Raw genomic sequence first — 21,107 nt, 5'->3', positions numbered from 1 at the left:
ATCCCGCTCAGACCGCTTCCAGAGCCCCGCTGGCGATAACCGGGCCTGTGGGCGCGCCGGTCGGGGAGCCGCCGCGCGGTTCGAGGCTGATGGCCAGGCTGCGGGTTTCGCCGTTGGGGCCGATCAGGCGGCGTGCGTCGATGGTGACGACATTGGTCCCGTCCAGCACGCCCATGGAGACCGGCGCCGAGCCGTCCGGCAGCATCCACAGCTCATAGGACCTGTCCTTGGGGCTGGGTCCGGTCACGGGGGCGATGATCAGCCGCTGGGCCGCCTTGTCGAAGGTGACGACGAAGCTGGTCGGGCCATCCTCGGAGGGCTTCAGCAGGCCGACCGCGGTGACGGCCGCGGCAGGCTGTTCGACAGACGGCGTCACGGGCGGCGCGACCGACTCCGGGGTCAGGACGATGACGGCAAGCGCGGCCGCGGCGGCCGTGGCGAAGACGGCCGTGCCCGCGCGCCAGACAGCGATGTTGCTCCAGAAGCCGGCGTTGTCATTCACCGGCGTCCTGGTCAGCCCCAGCTGGGCGGCGATGCGCAGCCAGACCACGCGCGGCGGCCGGACCGGGGCGACCTCGTCGATCATCGGCGCCAGGCGTTCGTTCCAGGCCCCGACCTCATCGGCGAAGGCGGGGTCCGAGGTCATGCGGCGCTCGGCCTCAGCGCGTTCGGCGGCCGTCTGGACGCCCAGGGCGTATTCCGCCGCCTGCTCGTCCGGGAAGGGATGTTCGGTCGTGTCGGTCATCCGCCGAGACAGGCCTTCAACCTGATCAGGGACCGGCGGATCCAGCTCTTCATTGTGCCGGTCGGTACGGCGAACATCTTCGCCACGTCTTCATAGGTCCGGCCTTCGAAGAAGGCGGTGCGGATGGCGGTGCGCTGCTGGTCTTCCAGCTCGTTCAGGCAACCGTCCAGCCGCGTCGAGGTCTCGGCGCGCAGCACCGTGTCCAGTCCGTCCTCGGCGTCGTCGGCGATTTCGCCCGCCTCGTCGATCGGGCGGGTGGTGCGGCGGCCGACCTGACGCTGACGGTCAATGGCGCGGTTGCGGGCCATGACGGCCAGCCACGTGATCGGACTGGCGCGCGTCTCATCGAAGCTCCCCGCCCGGGTCCAGACATTGATGTAGACTTCCTGCAGCACGTCCTCGGCCTCGCTTCGATCGTTCAAGATACGAAGCACCACGCCGAAGAGTTTCGCCGAGGTCGCATCATAAACGGCCTGAAGCGCGGAACGGTCCCCGCCGGCCACCCGGTGCAGGTTCAGCGTCAGGGCCTGGCGGCTGAGATCGGCGTCCATGCGTAGGCGTCTGCAATCCGTTGTGCGTCAACGCCTTGGGTCGCACGGCCCGCTCCGGTCCGCAAGTCAGCGGACGAGCAACCGCGACCCGAAATAGCCGGCGAGGGCCGCCGTGGCGCTGATGAAGGTCCCCCAGGCCATGTCGGCGAGGGTGATCCCGGTGCTCCACCGCGTCAGGGTCGCCTGGTTGGTGAGGTCATAGGTCGCATAGGCCACGAAGCCGAACACGGCCCCGTTGATCGCCGCCCGGCTCCACGCCCCCTCGCGCAGGGCCGGTCCCACCGCCAGGAAGACGATCCCGAACAGGAAGATGAAGTAGAAGGCCGCCGCCGGGGCCAGATTGACCTTCGTCCGCATCCAGTCGCCGAGCACCGGCCGATACAGCCGGTCGCCCATGACCGTCAGCCAGGCCACATCCAGCACCAGCATGGCGACGGCGGAACAGCCATAGGCGGCGACGTATTTCAGCATGGGCTCAGGCCTTCTTCAGACGATAGTGGCTGACGCCCCAGACCTGACCGTCGGAATCCCCGAACAGGCCGGCGGTGGCCATGTAGAAGCGCCGCCAGCGCCGGGTCCACAACGCCGCCTGATCGCCATAGACCTCGGTCATCAGGCCCCGGATCTCCTCGGCGTTGGCGTCCATGTTGCGCAGCCAGTCGTCGGCGGTGCGCTGGTAGTGGGTCCCGCTCCAGCGCCACTGGTCCTCGATGGTCAGAAGGTCGCCGTACTGGGCCATCAGCCCGTGGCTGGGCATGACCCCGCCGGTGAAGAAGTGCTGGGCGATGAAGTCCGCCTGGTCGGAGACCTCGAAGCGATAGGGCCGGTCGCGGTGGCTGAAGACGTGAATGAACATCCGCCCGCCCGGCTTGAGCCAGCCCGCGGCGCGGCCCAGCAGCGCCCGCCAGTTGGCCATATGCTCGAACATCTCCACCGAGACGATGCGGTTGAAGGTCCGGTCGGTCGAGAAGACGTTCATGTCGGCGGTGATCACCGTCAGATTGGTCAGGCCGCGCTTCTTAGCCTCCCCGTCGATGAAGGCCTTCTGGCTACGGGAGTTGGAGACGGCGGTGATCGTCGAGGCCGGATAGGTCTCGGCCATCCACAGGGACAGCGAGCCCCAGCCGCAACCCAGCTCCAGCACGCTCTGGCCGTCGCGCAGATCGGCATGCTCGCAGGTGATCCGGAGCGCGCTGGCCTCGGCCTCGTCGAGGGTGGCGTCGGGCGTTTCGTAGAAGCAGCTGGAGTATTTCCGGTGCTTGCCGAGGCAGAGCTCGAAGAAGCGGGCGGGCAGTTCATAGTGCTGCTGGTTGGCCGCGTCCGTGTGCTCCGCCACGGGGCGGGCGGCCATCTCGCGGGCGAACTCAGCGTCGATCCCGGACGGCTGGGTCTCGAGACCCCGGCGCGCATTGGCGACCAGAAGGGCGATGGCCGGGCGGGTCAGGAAGTCCGGAAACGGCGCGTCCTGCAGACGGTTCACGCTGTTGGCGATCAGGCTCATTCGGGTCGTCCTCAGGCTTTCGAAAATCGGGGGAAAAACGCGCCGACCCGCTTCTGATAGTCGGCATAGGCCTGCCCCTTCGACTGGAGCATCGCAGCCTCCAGCGGCGGCACGCCCGTCAGGCGGGTCAGGATCAGATACATCACAACGGGGGCGATCAGGGCCGACCAGCCCCATGGCCAGGCGCCGGTCAGGTCGATGGCGATGATCGGCCAGGCGACCCAGCCCAGCCACTCGAAGACGTAGTTGGGATGACGCGACAGGCCCCACAGGCCCTGATCCATGATCTTGCCCCGATTGGCCGGATCGGCCTTGAAGGCCTTCATCTGTCCGTCGGCACGGCCCTCGCCGAGAATGGCGATCAGCAGGATGGCTGCGCCGATCAGGTCCTCGGCGGTCAGGCCGCTTCCGGGCCTGAGGGCCGCCGCCGCGATCGAGGCGCTGAGCAGGGTTGTCGCGGGCGCCTGGACGATCGCCAGCCCGAAGAGCCGCCGGTCGAAGTCCTTGCCCCACTCGGCCTTGAGCAGCCGGTAGCGGGTGTCCTCCTCGGTTCGGGCGACGCGGATGGCGATGTAGGAGCCCAGCCGGATCGACCAGATCGCCACCAGAACCGCAACCAGCAGCTGACGCTCGGTCGGCGCGCCCTCGATCCAGCCCCACGGCGACAGGGCGGCGAGCACGCCGGAGGCGCCCGTGCCGAAGGTCCAGAAGACATCCGTCCAGCCGGCGTTTCCGGTCCTGCGCACCGTGGCCCAGGCGGCCGTCATCACGACCAGCATGAAGATCAGGACGACAGCGTGGACGATCAGCATGACGGTCGTCTCAGCGAGAAATCAGCTGACGGGTCGGCAGGCCCAGCCGCCCCATGCGCGCGATCAGCTCGGCCTTGCGCGCCGCCGTCATGGTCGGTTCGCGCGACAGCAGGGCCGGGAACTGGCCGTCCGCCGTGGTGGCGATCATCCAACTGTAGTCCGGGGCGATGTCGATGACCCAGTAGCGCTGGCGGATCAGGCCCGCGAAGAAGCTGGCCTCCCACTTGGCGTTGGTGCGGCCGTCCAGCACCCGGGCGCTGGTGTTGACGGTCGTTGTGCGTCCGTCGCGGCTGCCGCGATGGCAGGTCTGGGTGATGCCGAAGCTGTTCTCGCCGCGCCGGCTCCAGTTCTGGCTGGCGGCCCAGCAGTCGCGCTGATGATCGTTCGGCGTACGGGCGATCTCGTACCAGCGCCCCATGAAGCGATCGAGGTCGACGGTGACGCGCGGCTCGGGCGCTTGAGCATGAGCCGCGCCGGCCGCCCCGCACAGGAGGAACAGGGCCAGGGCGGCAGATTTCAGGTCAGGCATGATGCCCTCCGGTTTCGAGAGGTGAACCCCCGACGGTGACGGGATGGGACGGTGTGACGCCCCCGCGCAAACGCAGTCCCTTGAGCAACAGCCGAACCGCCTCCCAATGGATGCCGGCGATGACCTTGAGCGTCAGCAGCGGATGGCCCAGCCAGGCCGCCAGCAGGGCGCGGTCGGTGATCTCGGTGCGATGGGCGTTGAAGGCGGTGTGGAGGATGGCCCCCTCCCCGTCCTCGACGGTGATCGCCACGCTCGCGGCTTCGTCCGGCAGCCCTTCGGGCGGCCGGACGGTGAAGCGGTAGGTCAGGCCCATGTCCATGAAGGGAGAGACGTGGAAGGCCTTGTCCACCGCCTGCCGCACCGGCCCCTCAGCCCCACCAACCGGCATCAGATAGGAGTGTCGCCCGCCGAAGGTGTTCGACACCTCATAGAGGATGGCGCTCAGCCGCCCGTCCGCCGCATGGCAGAAGAAGACGCTCAGAGGGTTGAAGCCGTATCCCAGGATGCGCGGCAGGGTCAGCAGTTGCACCGGCCCGTCGCCCGCGATCCCGGCCTCGGCCAGCCGCGCCGCGATCTGGGCCTTCAGGGGCGTATCCGAGCGGTCGCCATGGTCCTTCGCCCGCAGGGTCATCAGGCCGAAGCGACCGGCGCCCAGCATCCTCAGCCGCCCGATCAGCCCGTCCCACTCGTCGAGATCGACCAGCAGCATAAAGACCCGGTACTTGAGGAAATGGGGGCGCGGACGGGTCCGGCGGTGGAACACCGTCCCGGCGTAGACGCCCGACGTGGTCCCGGAGGTGTTCATTCGGCGGCCATCTCGACCGCGACCGGCGCCGTCAGGGGAATGCGCCCGCTCTCATCGGCGACGGTCCACGGACGCCGCACCCCGCCGATAGCCTCGGCGACGGCCAGGCCCGCCTGAAGTCCGTCCTCGTGGAAGCCCGAGCCGAACCAGGCGCCGGCGAACCAGGTGTGGTTGACGCCCTGCAGCGCCCACAGCTGGCTCTGGGCGGCCATGGCCGTGGCGTTGAAGATGGGGTGGTCGAAGTCGCGGTCCTCCAGCACCAGGGCCGGGTCGGGCTCGCGCTCGGGGTTCAGGGTCACGAACAGATCGTCGCCAGGCAGCCCCTGCAGCAGGTTCATCCAGTAGGTCACCCCGGGCCGCGACTCCGCGTCCGCGGCCGGCCGGTCGCCGACATAGTTCCAGGCCGCCCAAGCGTTGCGGCGGCGCGGCATCAGACTACGGTCGCGGTGCAGGACGACGCGGTTCTTGCCGTACTGGATGTTTCCCAGCAGACCCCGCTCGCCCGTCGTGGGCTTCTCCAGAAGGGCCAGGGCCTGATCCGAATGGCAGGCCAGGACGACGTCGTCATAGGTGCGGGCATCGCCGCCGGACCACACCGTCGCCCCCGCTTCGTCACGGACGATCCGCTCGACCGGGCGGCTGGTCAGGATTTCGCCCCGGAAGTCGGCCGCCAGGGCCTCGACATAGGATCGGCTGCCGCCCGCCACCGTCTTCCAGTTCGGCTTCATGTCGACTTCGAGCAGGCGGTGATTGCGGTAGAAGCGCACGAAGGCCGCCGCCGGATAGTCGGCCATCTGCCGCGAAGACGACGACCAGATCGCCGCCGCCTGGGGCAGCAGATGCAGGTCGCGGAACCCTTCCCCGTAGCGCTTGCGGTCCAGATAGTGGCCCAGCGAACAGAGGGAGACGTCCAGATCGGCCAGGTCGCCCTCGGCCGTCCGGTGGAACCGCTTCAGGTCCGCCAGCATGCCCCAGAATTTCGGACTGGCCAGGTTGCGTTTCTGGGCGAACAGACCCTTCAGCCCGTGGCTGGAATATTCGAAGGCGCCCGCGTCCACGGACACCGCGAACGACATATGCGCCGCCTTCGCCTCCACCCCGAGGTGGTCCAGCAGGGCCGTGAAGTTCGGATAGTTGGGCTCGTTATAGACGATGAAGCCGATATCCACCGCGACGTCGTCCGGCGTGGTCACGGTGCAGGCGTGGCCACCGACCCGGTCGCCGGCCTCATAGAGATCGACGTCATGCGCCTGCGACAGCAGCCAGGCCGCCGACAGGCCCGAGACACCCGAACCGACCACGGCGATCCGGCGGCGTTCGGCGCCGGCGCCGTGAGAGCGCTCGGGGGGCGTCGGGATGCGGTCGTACATGAAGGCCCTGCGTTCTGAAGGTTGACAGTCATGCGCAGCTACGGACGGCGACGCATTCCGGATGTGGCGAACTGAAGCCTTGCAGTCTTTTTCGGTTCCCTTGACGGTTCGACGCATCCCTCCCACGTCTCGGGCGTAGCTGTTTCCGGCGTCTTGCCTACGCCGCCATGCCCGGAGACCATGATGACCGCGCCTCTCGTCGAAGACGCTCGCCCCGTCCGCCCCTCGGTGAATGAAGGGAGCCTGTCCCGGCGCGGACGGATTCTGCTGTGGGCCTTCCAGATGGCCGATCGGGACTGGCAGGGGCGCGGACTGACCTTTTTGACGCCCGACCGTCAGGCGCATGATTTCGGCCCCGCCTCGCCGGAACGCGCCGTGCTCGATATCCGCGACTGGCGCTTCTTCCGCCGGATCCTCGCCGGCGGCGCCATCGGCCTGGCCGAGAGCTATGTCGCCGCAGAGTGGGTCACGCCGGATCTGGCCCGCACCCTGATCGTCCTGGCCGACAATTTCGAACGTCTGGGCCGGCTGACCAGCGGCAATGCGGCCATCCGCGCCTTCAACTGGGCGGTTCACAACCTGGGCCGCCTGAACACCCGGGCCGGGGCCAAGCGCAACATCGTGGCCCACTATGACCTGGGCAATGACTTCTACGGCCGCTGGCTGGACCCCAGCATGACCTATTCCTCGGCGCTCTGGACGCGGCCGGACCAGGCGCTGGAGGCCGCCCAGCGCGAGAAATACGCCGCCCTCGCCGCCGCCGTCGATCTTCAACCCCACCACCGCGTGCTCGAGATCGGTTGTGGCTGGGGCGGGTTCGCCGAATACGCGGCGAAGGAGATCGGCTGCCACGTCACCGGCCTGACCCTGTCGCCGTCACAGCGCGATTTCGCCATTGCCCGGCTGGCGAGGGCGGGCCTTTCCGACCGCGTCGACATCCGGCTTCAGGATTACCGCGACACGCCCGAGACCTATGACCGCATCGTCTCCATCGAGATGTTCGAGGCCGTCGGTGAAAAGTGGTGGCCAACCTATTTCCAGACCCTGCACGACCGTCTCACCTCCGACGGCAAGGCCGGCCTCCAGATCATCACCATCCGCGAGGACCTGTTCGAAGCCTACCGGCGCGAGGTCGACTTCATCCAGAAATACGTCTTCCCCGGCGGGATGCTGCCGACCGAGACCCGGCTGGACCGGCTCGCTGCCGATCATGGGCTGAGCGTCTCTGGCCGCCTGCGCTTCGGCCAGGACTACGCCCGCACCCTGTCGCTCTGGCTGAAACGGTTCGACGAAACCGGCGGCGGTCCGGGTCCCGAGTTCACCCGGCTGTGGCGCTTCTATCTGGCCTATTGCGAGGCGGGTTTCACGACGGCGCGGACGGATGTGATCCAGCTGACCCTGACGAAGACGCCCGCGACCGACCTGTAGCGTTGCGAACGCCGGATTCGGGGGGCGGTCGCGAGCGTTCGGCGTCAGCCCCCGGAACGGCGTCCCCAAGCCCGTCCGTGGACAAGGCTGTAGAGGGCCGGAAGCACCAGCAGGGTCAGCACCGTTGAAGAGACGATGCCGCCGATGACCACCGTGGCCAGCGGACGCTGGACCTCCGCCCCTGCCCCGACGTTGAGCGCCATCGGCACGAACCCCAGGCTGGCGACCAGGGCGGTCATCAGCACAGGCCTCAGACGGCCGAGAGCGCCCTCGCGGATCGCCTCGCCGACGGGTCGTCCCTCGGCGATCAGGTCGCGGATGAAGGTGACCATGACCACGCCGTTCAGCACCGCTACCCCGGACAGGGCGATGAAGCCCACCCCCGCCGAGATCGACATCGGCAGCCCCCGCAAGGCCAGCGCCGCCACGCCTCCGGTCAGGGCCAGAGGCACGCCGGAGAAGACCACGGCGCTGTCCTTCCACGAGCGGAACAGGGCGAACAGCAGACCGAAGATCACCAGCGAGACCGCCGGCCCCACGATCTGGAGACGTTTGGCCGCCGAGATCAGCTGCTCGAACGTGCCGCCATAGGTGATCCAGTAGCCGGGGGGCAGGTCCACATCCTGTTCGACACGCTGACGCACCTCGCCGACGAAGGAGCCCAGATCACGGTCGCGCACGTTGGCGGTGACGACGATTCGTCGCTTGCCGTCCTCGCGGCTGATCTGGTTCGGGCCGGTCTCCAGCTGGATCGTGGCGATCTCGTTCAGCGGTACGAATCCGCGTGGCTGCCCCTCCGCCGCCGGCAGAGGGATCTGGATACGGCCGATGGCGTCGGTGTTGGAACGCAGGTCTTCGGGCAGGCGGACCACCACGTCGAAGCGGCGGTCGCCCTCGAACACCTGGCCCGCCGTGGCGCCGGCCATTGAGGTGGCGACGACCGACTGCACCTCCTCGACGCTGAGACCGAGGCGGGCGAGCGCCGCCCGGTTCGGTATGATCTGCAGCATGGGCAGGCCGGTGACCTGCTCTACCTGCGGATCGGCGGCGCCGCGGACGGAGCCGACGATCTCCTCGATCTCGGAGCCGAGCCGCGCCAGTTGATCCAGATCATCGCCGTGAACCTTGACGGCCACGTCGGCCCGGACGCCGCTGAGCAGTTCGTTGAACCGCATCTGGATCGGCTGGGTGAACTCGTAGTTGCTGCCGGGTATGGCCTGGACGGCCGCCTCCATCTCGGCGACCAGTTCGGTGCGTGGCTTGCGCGGATCGGGCCAGTCCTTGCGCGCCTTCAGAAGGATGAAGGTGTCCGTGACCGAGGGCGGCATCGGATCGGTGGCGACCTCCGCCGTGCCGGTCTTGCCGACGACCCGCTCGACCTCGGGGAACCGCGCCAGTCGGGCCTCAAGCGCGGTCTGCATGGCGATGGCCTGGGTCAGGCTGGTCCCGGGGATGCGCAGGGCGTGCATGGCGATATCGCCCTCGTCCAGGCTCGGGATGAACTCCGACCCCATCCGGGAGGCGACCAGACCCGCGACCAGCACCAGACCGACCGCGCCCGCCACCATCAAACCCCGCGCCCGGAGGGCGAACTCGAGCGCGGGCTGATAGGCGACCCGCGCCCGGCGCATAAGGAAGCTGTCCTTCTCACGCACCTTGCCCGTGACGAACATGGCCACCGCCGCCGGCACGAAGGTCAGAGACAGGATCAGGGCGCCGGTCAGGGCGATCACGACCGTGATGGCCATCGGGTGGAAGGTCTTCCCCTCCACCCCGTCCAGGGCGAAGATCGGCACATAAACGAGTGTGATGATCATCACCCCGAACAGCGACGGCCGGATCACCTCGCCTGAGGCTTCGGAGGCCAGGCTGAAACGCTCGTCGCGGGTCAGCAGACGGCCTTGGCGATGCTGGGCCTCGGCGAACCGCCGCAGGCAGTTCTCGACGATGATGACCGCGCCGTCGACGATCAGACCGAAGTCCAGGGCGCCCAGCGACATCAGATTGCCCGAGACCCCCGCCTGCACCATGCCGGTGATGGTCATGAGCATGGTGATCGGGATGACCGCCGCCGTGATAACGGCCGCGCGGATGTTCCCGAGCAGCAGAAACAGGACGACGATCACCAGCAGGGCGCCCTCGGCCAGGTTCTTCTCGACCGTTTTGATGGCCCGCTCGACGAGGTCGGTACGGTCGTAGACGGCCGTGGCGACAACGCCGGGCGGCAGCGCCTTCGACGCCTCCTTCAGCCGGGCGGCGGCGGCCTGGGCCACCACGCGGCTGTTCTCGCCGGCCAGCATCAGGACGGTGGCCAGCACCGTCTCCTTGCCGTTCTCGGTCGCCGCCCCGGTGCGCAGTTGCTCGCCCAGGCCGACATCGGCGACGTCGGCGATCCTGACCGGGACCGGGCCGCGCGTGGCGATGACGATGGAGCCCAGATCGGCGACCGACGAGGCCTGACCCGGCACGCGGATCAGATACTGCTCCCCGAACCGCTCGACATAGCCGGCGCCGACGTTGGCGTTGTTGCGCTCCAGCGCGCTCACCACCTCGGCCAGGGTGACGCCGTAGGCCGAGAGCCGTTCCGGGCGCGGAGTGACGTGGTACTGCCGCTCGAAACCGCCGATGGTGTTGACCTCGGTGACGCCGGGGGTGTTGCGCATCTGCGGCCGGATCACCCAGTCCTGAAGAGTGCGCAGGTCTTCGGGCGTATAGGGCGCGCCGTCCGCCTTGCGGGCGCCGGGCTCCGCCTGCAGCGTGTACATGAAGATCTCGCCCAGGCCGGTGGCGATGGGCCCCAGTTCGGGCGAAACGCCGTCCGGAAGCTGGGCCCGCGCGGTTTGCAGCCGCTCGTTGATCAACTGCCGGGCGCGATAGAGGTCCGTGCTGTCCTTGAAGACGACGGTCACCTGGCTCAGGCCGTAGCGCGAGATCGAGCGTGTGTAGGAAAGATCCGGGACGCCGGCGATGGCCGTCTCCACCGGGAAGGTGATGCGCTGTTCAGCCTCCAGCGGCGAATAGCCGGGCGCCTCGGTGTTGATCTGGATCTGGACGTTGGTGATGTCCGGCGTCGCGTCGATGGGCAGGCGCTGGAAGCTCCAGACGCCGACCGCGCAGGCGACCAGAACCAGCGCCATGACGACCCAGCGGAACAGGATCGACAGGCGGATGATGCGTTCAAGCATAGTGCGTCCCCCGCCTAGTGATCGTGGCTCGCGCCGGACTTCTCGATGTCCGCGCGGATGAGGAAGGCGCCGTCGACGACGTATTCGGTTCCGGGTTCGATCCCGCCCAGCACCTCGGTCCACTCTTCAGTGCGTCGTCCGAGGTTCAACATGCGCACCTCGTAGGTGTCGCCCACCTTCGCATAGACGACGGTGAAGTCCCGGAACGGCTGTAGCGCCTTTGTGCGCACCGCCAGCGGCGCCTCGGCCGCGCTGACCTGAACCGAGCCCTCGACGCCCTGACCCGAGCGCCAGCCGCCCGAACCGGCCGGGAGATGGACGTGCGCCACCTGGGTCTGGCTGAGGATGTCGGACGAGGGCAGGATCGCCTCGATGGTCGCATTGACGCGGCTGTCGCTGGTCAGGCCGCGCACTTCGACCTTCTGGCCGACCCGCACCCTCTCCGCGTCGCGCGGATAGAGGAAGAACTCGGCATGCAGTTGGGTCGGATCGCCGATCTCCAGCATGGGCTCGCCGGCGCCGGTGATCTGGTCGGGGTTGGCGTTTTTGGCCGTGATGATGCCCGGGATCGGGGCGGTGACGGCGTAGGTCTGAAGGCTTTCGCTGGATTCGACCCGCGCCAGCACCTGACCGCGCCGGACGGGGCTGCCCAGTTCGACGGCCATGGATACGATCCGGCCGGGATAGCGGGCGTGGACCTCGGCCAGACCCTCCGGCTTGATCTCGACCCGGCCGGTCAGCGGCAGGCTTTCGCCCAGCACCGCCGGACCTGCCCGCTCCGTGGCCACGCCGCCGGCGCGCGCCGCCTCCGCGGAAATGACCGTGCGACCTTCATAGGAGGCATAGGCCCAGTCCGAGCGTTTGCCCGAATGGACGGCCGCGACCGCCACGTCGAAGGAGTGCGGCTCCGACACGACGCCCGGACTGGCCAGATGGTCGCCCTGGGGGGCGAAGGTGAAGCGATCGATCTTGGCCCCGAGCCGGGTCAGGGCGATCGTCGCCTGAACCTGACGCGGATCCAGGGGCCTGTCCTTCAGATAGGGATAGAGGCGGAACAGCGGCTCCGGCCCTTCCTCGACAATGGTGACCTCCAGCGCGAAGTCTCCGTCGCGCAGCATCCGCCCGCCATGCGGGCCGCGCTCAGGGTCGGCGGCGGCTTCACCGCCCTCTGCCTTCTCACCGCCGCCCGAGCCGCATGCCGCCAGGGCGAGGGCCACGGCAGTCAGGGTCGCGCCGAACCATCGGCGCGAAGGTTGGAACGCTCTCATTGTTCGATCTCCGGGTTCTGTTGGGCGGCCCCCTGGGCCTCCATGCCGATCAGGTCGGCGTGCGCGCCGGTCAGCCTGTCGAGGCGCGCGCGGTCGTTGTGGAAGGCCTGCAGCACGGCGACGCGGCGCGCGCGGGTTTGCAGGAGGGCGGTGTGGGCCGCCATGACGTCGTTGTAGGTGAAGCCGCCCCGGGCGAAGCCTTCGCAGACCAGCGCCACGGCCCGCTCGGCCTGGGGCAGCGTCTCCGCCTCGATCCTGCGCGCTTCATTGGCGCGTGACAGAAGCTGGACCTGAAGCCGGGCGATCTCCCGCTCGCGTTCCATCCTCAGGGCGTCGGCGTCGGCCTGAGCCGCCGTTCCCTCGGCCCGGGCGCGATCGATGGCTCCCTGGTTGCGGTGATGGCGTTGCAGGGGGATCGAGCCGCCGAAGACCAGCGACAGGTCGTTGTCCCACATATGCCGGACACCGATGCTGACGGTCGGATCCGGGACGGCGCGGGCCTCCTCGACCCTGGCCTGGGCCTCGAAGATCGCCCTCTGGGCCTGAAACACCTCCAGATCCGCCGCCGCGACCTCGCCCGCGACGATCCGGGAGGCGCCGGTGTCCTCGAAGGCCGCTGGATCGAGAGAGAAGTCGGCGACCCCGCCCCAGAACTTGGCCAGGGTGATGCGGGCGATACGAGCCTCGACCTCGGCCTGATCGAAGTCGATCTGGGCCTGTGCCAGTTCCGCCTCGGCGCGGGCGCCGGCGAACAAGGGATCGCGGGCGGCGTCGACGCGGCGCTGAACCTCGCTCTGGAACCGCTCGGCGAGGTTGAGACGCTGCCGGGCGATCTCGACCAGGGCGTCGGCCGACAGGGCCTCGCCCCAGGCACGCTGAGCCTGTTCCAGCCGGTCGAGCGCGGCGACCGTCGCGCGGGCCACGATCAGATCGCCCTCGCTGCGCGCCAGGCCGGTGCGAGCCCGGCGATCCCCTCCCCGCTCCAGCGGCTGCTCATAGCTGAGGGTGGTCTGGGTCTGGCCCATGACGTTCCCGGCCCCGAGCGTGGGCAGGTTTTCGACCGTCAGGCCGATCGTGGGATTGGGCCGGACATCGGCCTGGCGCACCCCGGCCTCGGAGGCGCGCAGACGAGCGGCCAGACCCGGCCGGGCAGGATCGGCCCGGGCGGCGCGGGCCAGCGCCTGTTCCAGGGTGAGTTCGGGGACGGCAGGGTGCGCCCAGGCCGCTGGATCAGCGGTCTGGGCCAACGCGGGCGAAGCCGCGCCGAGGGCGAGCGCGAAAGCGGACAGGGCCGCACCTCGCGCCCATGATCCGGCGACGCCGGACATGACGATAGACAAGGGAAATCTCCAGAAAGAAGCGCGCGCGGCCGCGAGGCCACGCAGATCGGGTTCAGGCGATCAGGGGCTTCAGTCTGGGAGGGTCGAGAGGGCCGTCATGATCCGCGCCGGGCGGCGCGTGATCGAGGTTGGACTTCAACACGGCGCTGTCGGGCGCTCCGGGCTCGATCGGATGATCGACAGGCAGGATCGCCACCTGGACATCGCCGCCGTGATGATGATGCCGCATCGCCGGCTCGTCGGAGCCGTCCGCGGGAGCGCCTGTCAGGGCCGAGGTTCCGCTGTGCTCATCGCCGTCATCGACCAGAGCGTAGTCGTGGGCGTAGTCATGGGCTGTGAGCCCGGCCTTCGTCTGGCCCGCCATCGAGAACGGCCCGACAGGCTCGACACGATGCTGCATCGACAGCGCGCCGTCGATCTGGCCCGCGATCATGACGAGCGCGACAAGACCGATCCAGAACTGTCGCAACACCTGCGGCAAGAGGCCCCTCCGATGACCTCCGCATAGGCGGGTTGCGAGACGGTTGCAATGTGAGCCGTGGTCGCAGGTCGGGCGGGGATCGCAGGGTCAGCGCCGGGCGTTCGGGTCGGGGTTCCAGACCGGAGCGCGCCGTTCCTCGAAGGCTTTCGGCCCCTCCTCGAAGTCGGGATGGGCCCACTGGGACTTGAGCAATTCCCAGCCGTAGACATGGGCCGCCGGGTCCGAAAGCTCGGTCGAGCCCCAGATGGCGCGCTTGGTCAGGGCCATGGCCTGGGGCGAGTTGGCGCACATCATGGCGGCCAGTTTGCGGGCCAGGGCCATGGCGTCCGCGGCCGTGGGCTCCAGCAGGTCGACCATGCCGAGCGCATGGGCGCGCGACGCCGGCATCCGGTAGTCGCGCCCGGCCAAGCCCATCAGCAGGGCGGCTCCGATCCCCGCCTTCCGCGCGATCCCGACCGACTCCAGCGCGGACACGAGTCCGACGCTGACGTGGCTGTCCATGAAGTCAGCGCCTTCGCAGGCGATGACGATGTCGCTGTCGGCGACGAAGTGCAGGCCGCCGCCGTTGGTCAGGCCGTTGACGACGCAGATCACCGGCTTGGTCACCTCGCACATGCGCGAGGAGAAGCGGTTGGCCGCCGCATAGGTCTGGTTGTTCAGCCCGCCCATGCCGACGTGCAGACCCGAGACGTCGGCGCCGGTGCAGAAGTGACGCTCGCCCGCTCCGGTCATGATGACCACGCGGATGGCGTCGTCGCGGTTGACCCGGCCCCAGGCCTCTTCCAGCGCCAGCATCATGTCCGGGCTGATCGCGTTGCCGCGCCCGGGCCGGTTCAGGGTCAGGATCGCGACCTGGCCCTCCATTTCGAAGGTCAGGGGTGATTCAGGCGGGGACGACACGGTCACGCTCCAGCTGCTGGGCCGCGAGATCCTCTTTCAGGGCGCGGGCGGCGAGGAAGAAGTGCAGCGCCGACCAGGCCATGGTCACGGCCAGGAGGCACATGGCGTAGCGCAGCGACAGATGGCCGAAGCGCGGCGTCAGATAGTCGCTGGCCCAGCCGATGACATAGGGGCCGGCCGAGGAGCCGACGATGGTCAGGCAGAACAGCAGCACCGCCGAGGCCGTGGCGCGGATCTCGTCCGGCGCCAGCGACTGGGCCGCCGAGAAGGTCGGGGCGAAGTACATCAGCCCCAGCATGTAGACGAGGGCCAGAAGGATCATGGAGACCAGGGCGTCGGGGGCCAGCCAGGCGCCGAGCGCGACGGGCACACAGACCGCCATGGCGATGGCCGGCACCCATTGACGCCAGCGGGTGTCGCGCTTGCCCAGGACGTCCGCCAGCATGCCGCCGGCGAAGGTGCCGACCAGTCCGCCGATACCGCTGACCAGACCCAGCCCCAGACCGGCCTCGGCCGAGGTCATGCCGTGGGTCCTCATCAGGAAGGCCGGGGCGAAGACGTTCATCGCATAGCTGCCGATGGCGAACAGCGACGAGGCGGCGGCCATGTGCCGGAAGGAGCGCAGGCCGAAGAGGAACTTCATGGCCGAGAGGTAGCTGGTCCGGGCCACCCCGACCGTCGGCTCGCTGGAGGCGCCGCGCGGCAGGACGATCAGCGACAGGATGGCGACGATGACCCCCGGCAGGCCGACGAAGAAGAAGGCCTCGCGCCAGCCCCAGGCGTCGTTGATCCAGCCGCCCAGCGCCAGGCCGATGGTGCCGCCGATCGGCACGCCCAGCGAGAAGATGGCCAGGACCAGGGCGCGGCGGCTGTCGGGGAACAGGCGTGCGATCATGGCGTGGGCGGCCGGGGTGCTGCCCGCCTCCCCCGCCGCCACGCCCGCCCGGGCCAGCAGCAGGTGGAAGAAGTTCTGGGCCAGACCGCCCGCGGCCGTCATCACGCTCCAGAAGGCCAGGGACAGCCCGATCACCCAGCGCGCGCTGAACCGGTCCGCCGCCCAGGCGAGACCCAGGGCGGCGAAGGAATAGACGACGGCGAAGGAGACCCCGGCCATCAGCCCGATCTCGGTGTCGTTGAGGTGCAGTTCCGTCCGGATCGCGTCGATCAGGATGAAGGGCAGCTGGCGGTCGACGAAGTTGAGGATGTTGACCAGCAGCAGGACGATCACGATCGCCAGGCCCCGGCCGCTGAACGGTTTGATTTTCAAGCGTTTCGTTCCCAAGCCGCACAAATGGCCTGCGCGAGCCTAACGAGGGGGGCGCCCGCCGACCACGACATCGGCTTGACTTCATGCGACGGGGGTCGTGATCGCAACCGCAAGTCCTTGTTCTACGACGATGGATGATCCTATACCCGTGAGTATGGCTCCGACCCAGACCTCGCCGTGGAAGTCCGCCGACGACCGCCTTCGGGAGCGGGAGATCAAGCGCGAGGCGGTGCTGCGCGCCGCGGCCCGCGCCTTCAGCGAGCGGGGCTTCCACAATACGGCGCTGGAGGATGTGGCGCGGGACCTGAAGGTCACCAAGCCGACGGTCTACTATTACGGCGAGAGCAAGGAGGCCCTGCTGGCGGCCTGCTATCGCCGGGCGCTGGACACCCTGGACGACGTCACCCTGGCCGCCGGACCCGAGAGCGCCAGCGCGCGCGACCGGCTGCGCGTTCTGATCATCGCCTATGCCGAGGCGATTTTGTCGATCTACGGCCGCTGCCTGACGCGGGTGCCGGACAACAGCGTCTCGCCGCCTATCCGCGCCGAGCTGCGGGCGATCAAGCGCACCGTCGACGACCGCATCCGCGCCGTCCTTACGCAAGGCGTGCAGGACGGCTCCCTGATCGCCACCGACGTGAGGATGACCGCCTTCGCCATCGCGGGCGCCCTGAACGCCGCCGCCCTGTGGTTCGAGGACGATGGCCCGAAGACGGCGCGTCAGATCGGCGAACACTATGCCGAGCTGTTCGTCGGGGCGCTGGAGCCGCGCTAGTGGCCGGTGAAGACCGGGACTCGCTTGCCGAGGAAGGCGTCCAGCGCCTCCTCGAAATCCTCGGTTCCTGCGCAGGCGACGAAGGCCTCGAGCTCAGTGGCCAGGTGGTCGGCGAAGTCCCTGCCCGTCGCCTTGGCGATCAGGCCCCGGGTCAGTCGTGTGGCCAACGGCGGGCCGGATGCGATGCGGTTCGCCCAGGCCAGGGTCTCGGTCTCCACATCGGCGTTTGGAACCACGCGATTGACCAGCCCCAGCGCCAGCGCCCCCGCCGCATCGATCGGCTCGCACAGCAGGGCGATCTCCATCGCCTTGCGGGGGCCGACCAGCCGGGTCAGGGACCAGGCGCCGCCGCAGTCCGTGGGGGCGCCGACCTTCAGATAGGCCATGTTCAGCTTCGCATCCTCGCCCGCGATGACGAGGTCTGCGAACAGGGCGAGGCTGAGACCCGCGCCGGCCACCGCGCCCTGGATCGCCGCCAGTACCGGCAGGCCGCTGTCGTTGAGCGTGACCAGGGCCTCATGGATCGGGGCGATCAGCTCGCGCGCCGCCCGAGGGCGATCTTCGGCGGCCTTCAGATACGCCAGATCCCCGCCGGCCATGAAAGCCCGCCCCTCCCCCGACAGGACGACGACCCGCACCGAAGGGTCGGCGACGATCCGTTCGACCACGGCCCGGAACCCGGTCGTCATGGCGAGATCCAGCGCGTTCAGCCGCTCGGGCCGGCGGAACCGGATGCGGGCGATCCCGTCCTCGACTGTCAGTTCAACGACGTCGGTCATCGACGAAACTCCACTCTAGAAGACGCCGGGGTAATGGCCGCCGTCGACGACGATGCTCTGGTTGGTCACGTATCCGGCGTCGGCGCCGCACAGGAAGGCGCAGACGGCGCCGAACTCGCGCGGTTCGCCCAGCCGTCGAGCGGGCAGATCGGCGACCACGCCCTCGACGAAGGCGGCGTAGTTGACCCCGGCATTCGCAGCCATGGCGTCGAAGCCCGCGCGGGCGCGGTCGGTCAGGATCATCTCGGGCAGCAGATTGTTGATGGTGACATTGTCCGACACGCCCTCGCGGGCCAGCCAGGACACCGCCGCCGTCAGCCCGGCGCGCGGCCCGACCGACAGGGCCAGCAGCGGATGCGGCGCCTTCACATAGGCCGAGGTGATGTTGACGATCCGCCCGAACCTGCGCGCCCGCATCCCCGGATGCACCGCCCGGATCAGGCTCAGAGGCGCCAGCATGTTCGCCTCGACCGCCTGTCGCCATTGCTCTTCGTCCAGATCCCCGAACGGGCCGAGCGGTGGGCCGCCGCCGTTGGTGATCAGGATGTCCGGCTGAGGACAGGCCTTTAGCGCCAGCCGACGACCATCCTCCGTGCCGATGTCGCCCGCGGCGAAGCCGACCTCAACACCCGCCATCGCCCCGATTTCGGCGGCAGTCGCCGACAGGGATTCAGGATCGCGACCGGTAACGGTGACCCGCACGCCCTCGGCGGCCAAGGCCTCGGCGCAGGCCCGGCCCAAGCCCCGGCTGGCGGCGCAGACCAGGGCCGTGCGTCCGCGGATCTTCAGGTCCATCGCGGGCCTTCGTTTGAGTATGCCCCCAAAAGAGGAGCCGCCGGTCGCCCTGCCTGGAAGTGCAGAGGGGCGTCCGACGGCCTGAGGCGCGGGAGGAAGGGCTTCAGAAGTGGGCGGCGATGCCGACCCCGACGAGGCGCGGCGGCGAGAAGGCGTCCGACAGGCCCGGAGCCCCGTTGGTGCTGTTCATGCTGTAGCGTTCGTCGGTCAGGTTCTCGACCCAGAGCGAATAGGTCAGACGGCCTTGCGGGTCGGTCCAGGCCGCCTTGGCGTTGATGGTCGTGTAGGACGACTCCTGGGTCAGGTTTCCGGCCTGCCAGTAGAAGCCGTCGTTGTAGGACAGGTTGGCGGTGGCATAGAGCTCGCCGCCGGCGACGGTATTCTCATAGGTCAGGCGCGCATTGGCCTGGTACTTCGGCGCCCGCAGCATCCGGCTGCCCGAGGCGTCATAGGGCACCACGCTGGTGGCGCCGCCCGTCACGGGGTTGGGGATGAAGACCGAGGCCGTGGTGTATTCGTCGTAGTTGGCGGTCGGCAGGGCCGACAGGCCGACGTCGAACGACAGATGGTCGGTGATCGGCCCCCGCGCGGTGAACTCGAAGCCCTTCACCGTCGCCGCCGCCGCATTGTTCAGGGTCGAGACATAGGCCCCGCCCGGCAGGGAGGTGTAGGCCGTCACCTGGATGTCGGTGTAGTCGTACCAGAAGGCCGCGGCCGTCATGGTGATGCCCGAGAACCGGCCCTTGGCCCCGACCTCGACTGCCGTGATCTTCTCCGGCGCGACCGGAATGGCCGGCAGGGAGTAGGAGTTGTAGACCCCGCTCTTGAAGCCGTTCGAGGCCGAGACATAGATGTTGGCGTCCGGTGTGAAGTCGTACTGCAGCACGCCCCGGAAGGTCGGGCTTTCCCAGGTGTTCTCGGCCGAGCTGGTACGCAGGCCGGCGGCCCGAACGATGTCCGCGAAGTCGAACTGCTTCTTTTCGGAGGTGTAGCGGGCGCCGAAGATGCCGTGCAGCTTCTCGGTAAAGTCGTAGTTCAGCTCACCGAAGGCGGCATAGGAGGTCGTCTTGACCGTGTCGGTGAAGTTGGAGACCACCGTGCCCGTCGGGGCGTTGCCTGACACCGCCTGGAAGTAGGGGTTGCCCGCGGTCGAGTGGTAGTAGAACAGGCCGCCGATCCACGACAGGCGATCCTCGGACGGGCCGGAGAAGTTGAACTCCTGGCTGAAGGTGTCCTGGTCCTGGATCAGGCGCAGCGAGCTGACCGCGGCGCTGGACCGGTCGGTATCGGTCTGGAACAGACCCGAGGCGCTGCGATAGGCGGTGATCGAGCGGACGGTCAGGTAGTCCGACGGGTTCCAGGTGCCATCCAGGCTGACGCCCTTGGCGGTCGTGTCGATGATGGGGAAGGTGCCGCCCGGATAGTGGTCCAGGCTGCCGACCAGGACGCCCGGCGTGCTGGCGTTCAGGTTCTTGCCGTCGCGCGGGATAGCCGAGAAAATCGAGTTGTCGCTGCGGTCGGAATAGTCGGCCGCGAGGGTGAACTGCAGGGTGTCGCTGGGCTGGAACAGCAGCTTTCCTCGGATCGAGGAGTTGTCCGCCTTGGCCACCCGGGCGCCGTTCAGGGCCGGGGCGACGCTCTCGACATAGCCGTCGTTCTCCAGATGGAAGAGATTCAGCGAGCCGGCGATCGTCGAGGTGATCGGGCCGGTGACATAGGCGCCCAGCTTCACCTGTTTGAAGTCGAAGCCATAGTCGGCCGACAGCTCCGCGCGGGGCGTGAAGGACGGGGCCAGGGTGACGATGCGGATGGCGCCGCCGGTGGCGTTACGGCCGAACAAGGTGCCCTGCGGCCCCTTCAGGACCTCGACCCGCTGGATGTCCTTCAGGTCGAACATGCCCGCCAGGGGCGCGCCGATATAGACATCGTCGAGGTACATGGAGACGTTGGCTTCATCGCCCGCCGAAGTACCGACCGAGGAAATGCCGCGGATCGCCGGGGTGAAGGCGAAGCCGTTGTTCACGGTCACCAGACCGGGACTGATGTGCTGCAGGTTGGAGGTCGAGCCGATCCCGGCGTTCGAGAGCTCCTCCCCCGAGGTGGCGGTTACGGACATAGGCACGTCGAGCAGGCGCTCGGACCGCTTCTGGGCGGTGACGACGACGTCATCGACCTTGGCGGAGTCGTCCTGCGGCGCGGCTGACTGGGCGAAGGCGGCTCCGGCCGTTCCCAGTGCGGCCATGGCCACGCTGACGGTCAGAAAGCGCTTCATACGATAGGTCCGGTTCATTCCTGTGCCTCCCTCTGGCGGGTCCCTTATGGCGGGACCTTGATTTCCTTATACTGGAGAGTAGCCCCTATACGGCCCGTGCGAGACGACATTGGATTGACATGCCCCGACACGATTTTCGCCCGTGTCGCCTGCTGTCGCCGAGCAGAAAAAGCCGCTCCCGCCATGGAATTCCAGCGCTTTTGACGAAGAGCTAGACGCCGCCCGACATCGCATTGACTTCAGGCGACCGAGGCCGTCCGGGCCGTTGCCAACCCTGTCGCCGCCGATCACTGAGGACCGGTCG

19 protein-coding genes are annotated in these 21,107 nt (G+C 68.5%); 2 read left to right on the top strand and 17 right to left on the bottom strand.

Features of this window, described 5'->3' with window-relative positions:
• Window positions 1-7 precede the first annotated feature (7 nt).
• The 8 genes from ACW172_RS18180 to ACW172_RS18145 all read right to left on the bottom strand — a co-directional run bounded on the left by ACW172_RS18180 (window position 8) and on the right by ACW172_RS18145 (window position 6,313).
• Window positions 8-745 carry an anti-sigma factor gene (locus ACW172_RS18180; protein WP_492032829.1) on the bottom strand — a complete coding sequence of 246 codons (738 nt, stop codon included), beginning with the start codon at window positions 743-745 and terminating at the stop codon, window positions 8-10.
• On the bottom strand, window positions 742-1,296 hold the full coding sequence (locus tag ACW172_RS18175) for a sigma-70 family RNA polymerase sigma factor (RefSeq protein ID WP_492032828.1): 555 nt from the start codon (window positions 1,294-1,296) through the stop codon (window positions 742-744). The genes ACW172_RS18180 and ACW172_RS18175 overlap by 4 nt, the downstream gene beginning before the upstream one ends.
• 66 nt (window positions 1,297-1,362) lie before the next feature.
• A complete protein-coding gene (locus ACW172_RS18170) occupies window positions 1,363-1,767 on the bottom strand; it encodes a DUF2177 family protein (RefSeq protein WP_492032827.1) in 405 nt (134 codons plus the stop codon).
• 4 nt (window positions 1,768-1,771) lie between these two features.
• Window positions 1,772-2,797: an SAM-dependent methyltransferase gene (locus ACW172_RS18165; RefSeq protein ID WP_492032826.1), complete on the bottom strand. Its 1,026-nt coding sequence runs from the start codon at window positions 2,795-2,797 to the stop codon at window positions 1,772-1,774.
• 11 nt (window positions 2,798-2,808) lie between these two features.
• Window positions 2,809-3,609, bottom strand: coding sequence for a DUF1295 domain-containing protein (locus ACW172_RS18160; protein WP_492032825.1), 801 nt, complete (start codon window positions 3,607-3,609; stop codon window positions 2,809-2,811).
• Window positions 3,610-3,619: 10 nt separating this feature from the next.
• Entirely contained in the window at window positions 3,620-4,138 is a 519-nt protein-coding gene (locus ACW172_RS18155) for a lipocalin family protein (protein ID WP_492032824.1), read from the bottom strand.
• Window positions 4,131-4,943, bottom strand: a complete 813-nt coding sequence (locus tag ACW172_RS18150) for a DUF1365 domain-containing protein (protein ID WP_492032823.1) — start codon at window positions 4,941-4,943, stop codon at window positions 4,131-4,133. The genes ACW172_RS18155 and ACW172_RS18150 overlap by 8 nt, the downstream gene beginning before the upstream one ends.
• Complete coding sequence (locus tag ACW172_RS18145; RefSeq protein ID WP_492032822.1) at window positions 4,940-6,313, bottom strand: NAD(P)/FAD-dependent oxidoreductase; 1,374 nt, start codon at window positions 6,311-6,313, stop codon at window positions 4,940-4,942. The genes ACW172_RS18150 and ACW172_RS18145 overlap by 4 nt, the downstream gene beginning before the upstream one ends.
• Window positions 6,314-6,496: 183 nt before the next feature.
• On the opposite strand from ACW172_RS18145, the gene ACW172_RS18140 reads away from it, so the two are divergent.
• On the top strand, window positions 6,497-7,741 hold the full coding sequence (locus ACW172_RS18140; RefSeq protein WP_492032821.1) for a class I SAM-dependent methyltransferase: 1,245 nt from the start codon (window positions 6,497-6,499) through the stop codon (window positions 7,739-7,741).
• A 44-nt stretch (window positions 7,742-7,785) separates the two neighbouring features.
• On the opposite strand, the gene ACW172_RS18135 is transcribed toward ACW172_RS18140, so the two are convergent.
• From ACW172_RS18135 to ACW172_RS18110, 6 genes are all read right to left on the bottom strand, one after another.
• Window positions 7,786-10,926 carry an efflux RND transporter permease subunit gene (locus ACW172_RS18135; protein ID WP_492032820.1) on the bottom strand — a complete coding sequence of 1,047 codons (3,141 nt, stop codon included), beginning with the start codon at window positions 10,924-10,926 and terminating at the stop codon, window positions 7,786-7,788.
• Between the two features lie 14 nt (window positions 10,927-10,940).
• Window positions 10,941-12,194, bottom strand: coding sequence for an efflux RND transporter periplasmic adaptor subunit (locus ACW172_RS18130; protein WP_492032819.1), 1,254 nt, complete (start codon window positions 12,192-12,194; stop codon window positions 10,941-10,943).
• On the bottom strand, window positions 12,191-13,534 hold the full coding sequence (locus ACW172_RS18125; protein ID WP_492032818.1) for a TolC family protein: 1,344 nt from the start codon (window positions 13,532-13,534) through the stop codon (window positions 12,191-12,193). Before ACW172_RS18125 ends, ACW172_RS18130 begins: the two co-directional genes overlap by 4 nt.
• A gap of 52 nt (window positions 13,535-13,586) precedes the next feature.
• A complete protein-coding gene (locus ACW172_RS18120) occupies window positions 13,587-14,015 on the bottom strand; it encodes a hypothetical protein (protein WP_492032817.1) in 429 nt (142 codons plus the stop codon).
• An 87-nt stretch (window positions 14,016-14,102) separates the two neighbouring features.
• Complete coding sequence (locus ACW172_RS18115; RefSeq protein WP_492032816.1) at window positions 14,103-14,915, bottom strand: enoyl-CoA hydratase/isomerase family protein; 813 nt, start codon at window positions 14,913-14,915, stop codon at window positions 14,103-14,105.
• Window positions 14,899-16,182: a spinster family MFS transporter gene (locus tag ACW172_RS18110; protein ID WP_492032815.1), complete on the bottom strand. Its 1,284-nt coding sequence runs from the start codon at window positions 16,180-16,182 to the stop codon at window positions 14,899-14,901. The genes ACW172_RS18115 and ACW172_RS18110 overlap by 17 nt, the downstream gene beginning before the upstream one ends.
• Before the next feature lie 154 nt (window positions 16,183-16,336).
• On the opposite strand from ACW172_RS18110, the gene ACW172_RS18105 reads away from it, so the two are divergent.
• The gene (locus ACW172_RS18105) at window positions 16,337-16,957 is read left to right on the top strand and encodes a TetR/AcrR family transcriptional regulator (RefSeq protein WP_492035015.1); all 621 of its coding nucleotides are present in this window, start codon (window positions 16,337-16,339) and stop codon (window positions 16,955-16,957) included.
• On the opposite strand, the gene ACW172_RS18100 is transcribed toward ACW172_RS18105, so the two are convergent.
• The 3 genes from ACW172_RS18100 to ACW172_RS18090 form a co-directional block, all read right to left on the bottom strand.
• A complete protein-coding gene (locus ACW172_RS18100; RefSeq protein ID WP_492032814.1) occupies window positions 16,954-17,736 on the bottom strand; it encodes an enoyl-CoA hydratase/isomerase family protein in 783 nt (260 codons plus the stop codon). The two genes, ACW172_RS18105 and ACW172_RS18100, sit on opposite strands and share 4 nt — an antisense overlap.
• 15 nt (window positions 17,737-17,751) lie before the next feature.
• Window positions 17,752-18,531 (bottom strand): SDR family oxidoreductase, encoded by a 780-nt coding sequence (locus tag ACW172_RS18095; RefSeq protein ID WP_492032813.1) that lies wholly within the window; start codon window positions 18,529-18,531, stop codon window positions 17,752-17,754.
• 103 nt (window positions 18,532-18,634) lie between these two features.
• A complete protein-coding gene (locus tag ACW172_RS18090; protein WP_492032812.1) occupies window positions 18,635-20,803 on the bottom strand; it encodes a TonB-dependent receptor in 2,169 nt (722 codons plus the stop codon).
• Window positions 20,804-21,107: the final 304 nt, after the last annotated feature.

It is taken from the genome of Brevundimonas sp. ALps5, assembly GCF_058681645.1.
The sequence above is the reverse complement of the archived record's forward strand: the minus strand, read 5'-3'. Positions and strand labels throughout refer to the sequence as shown.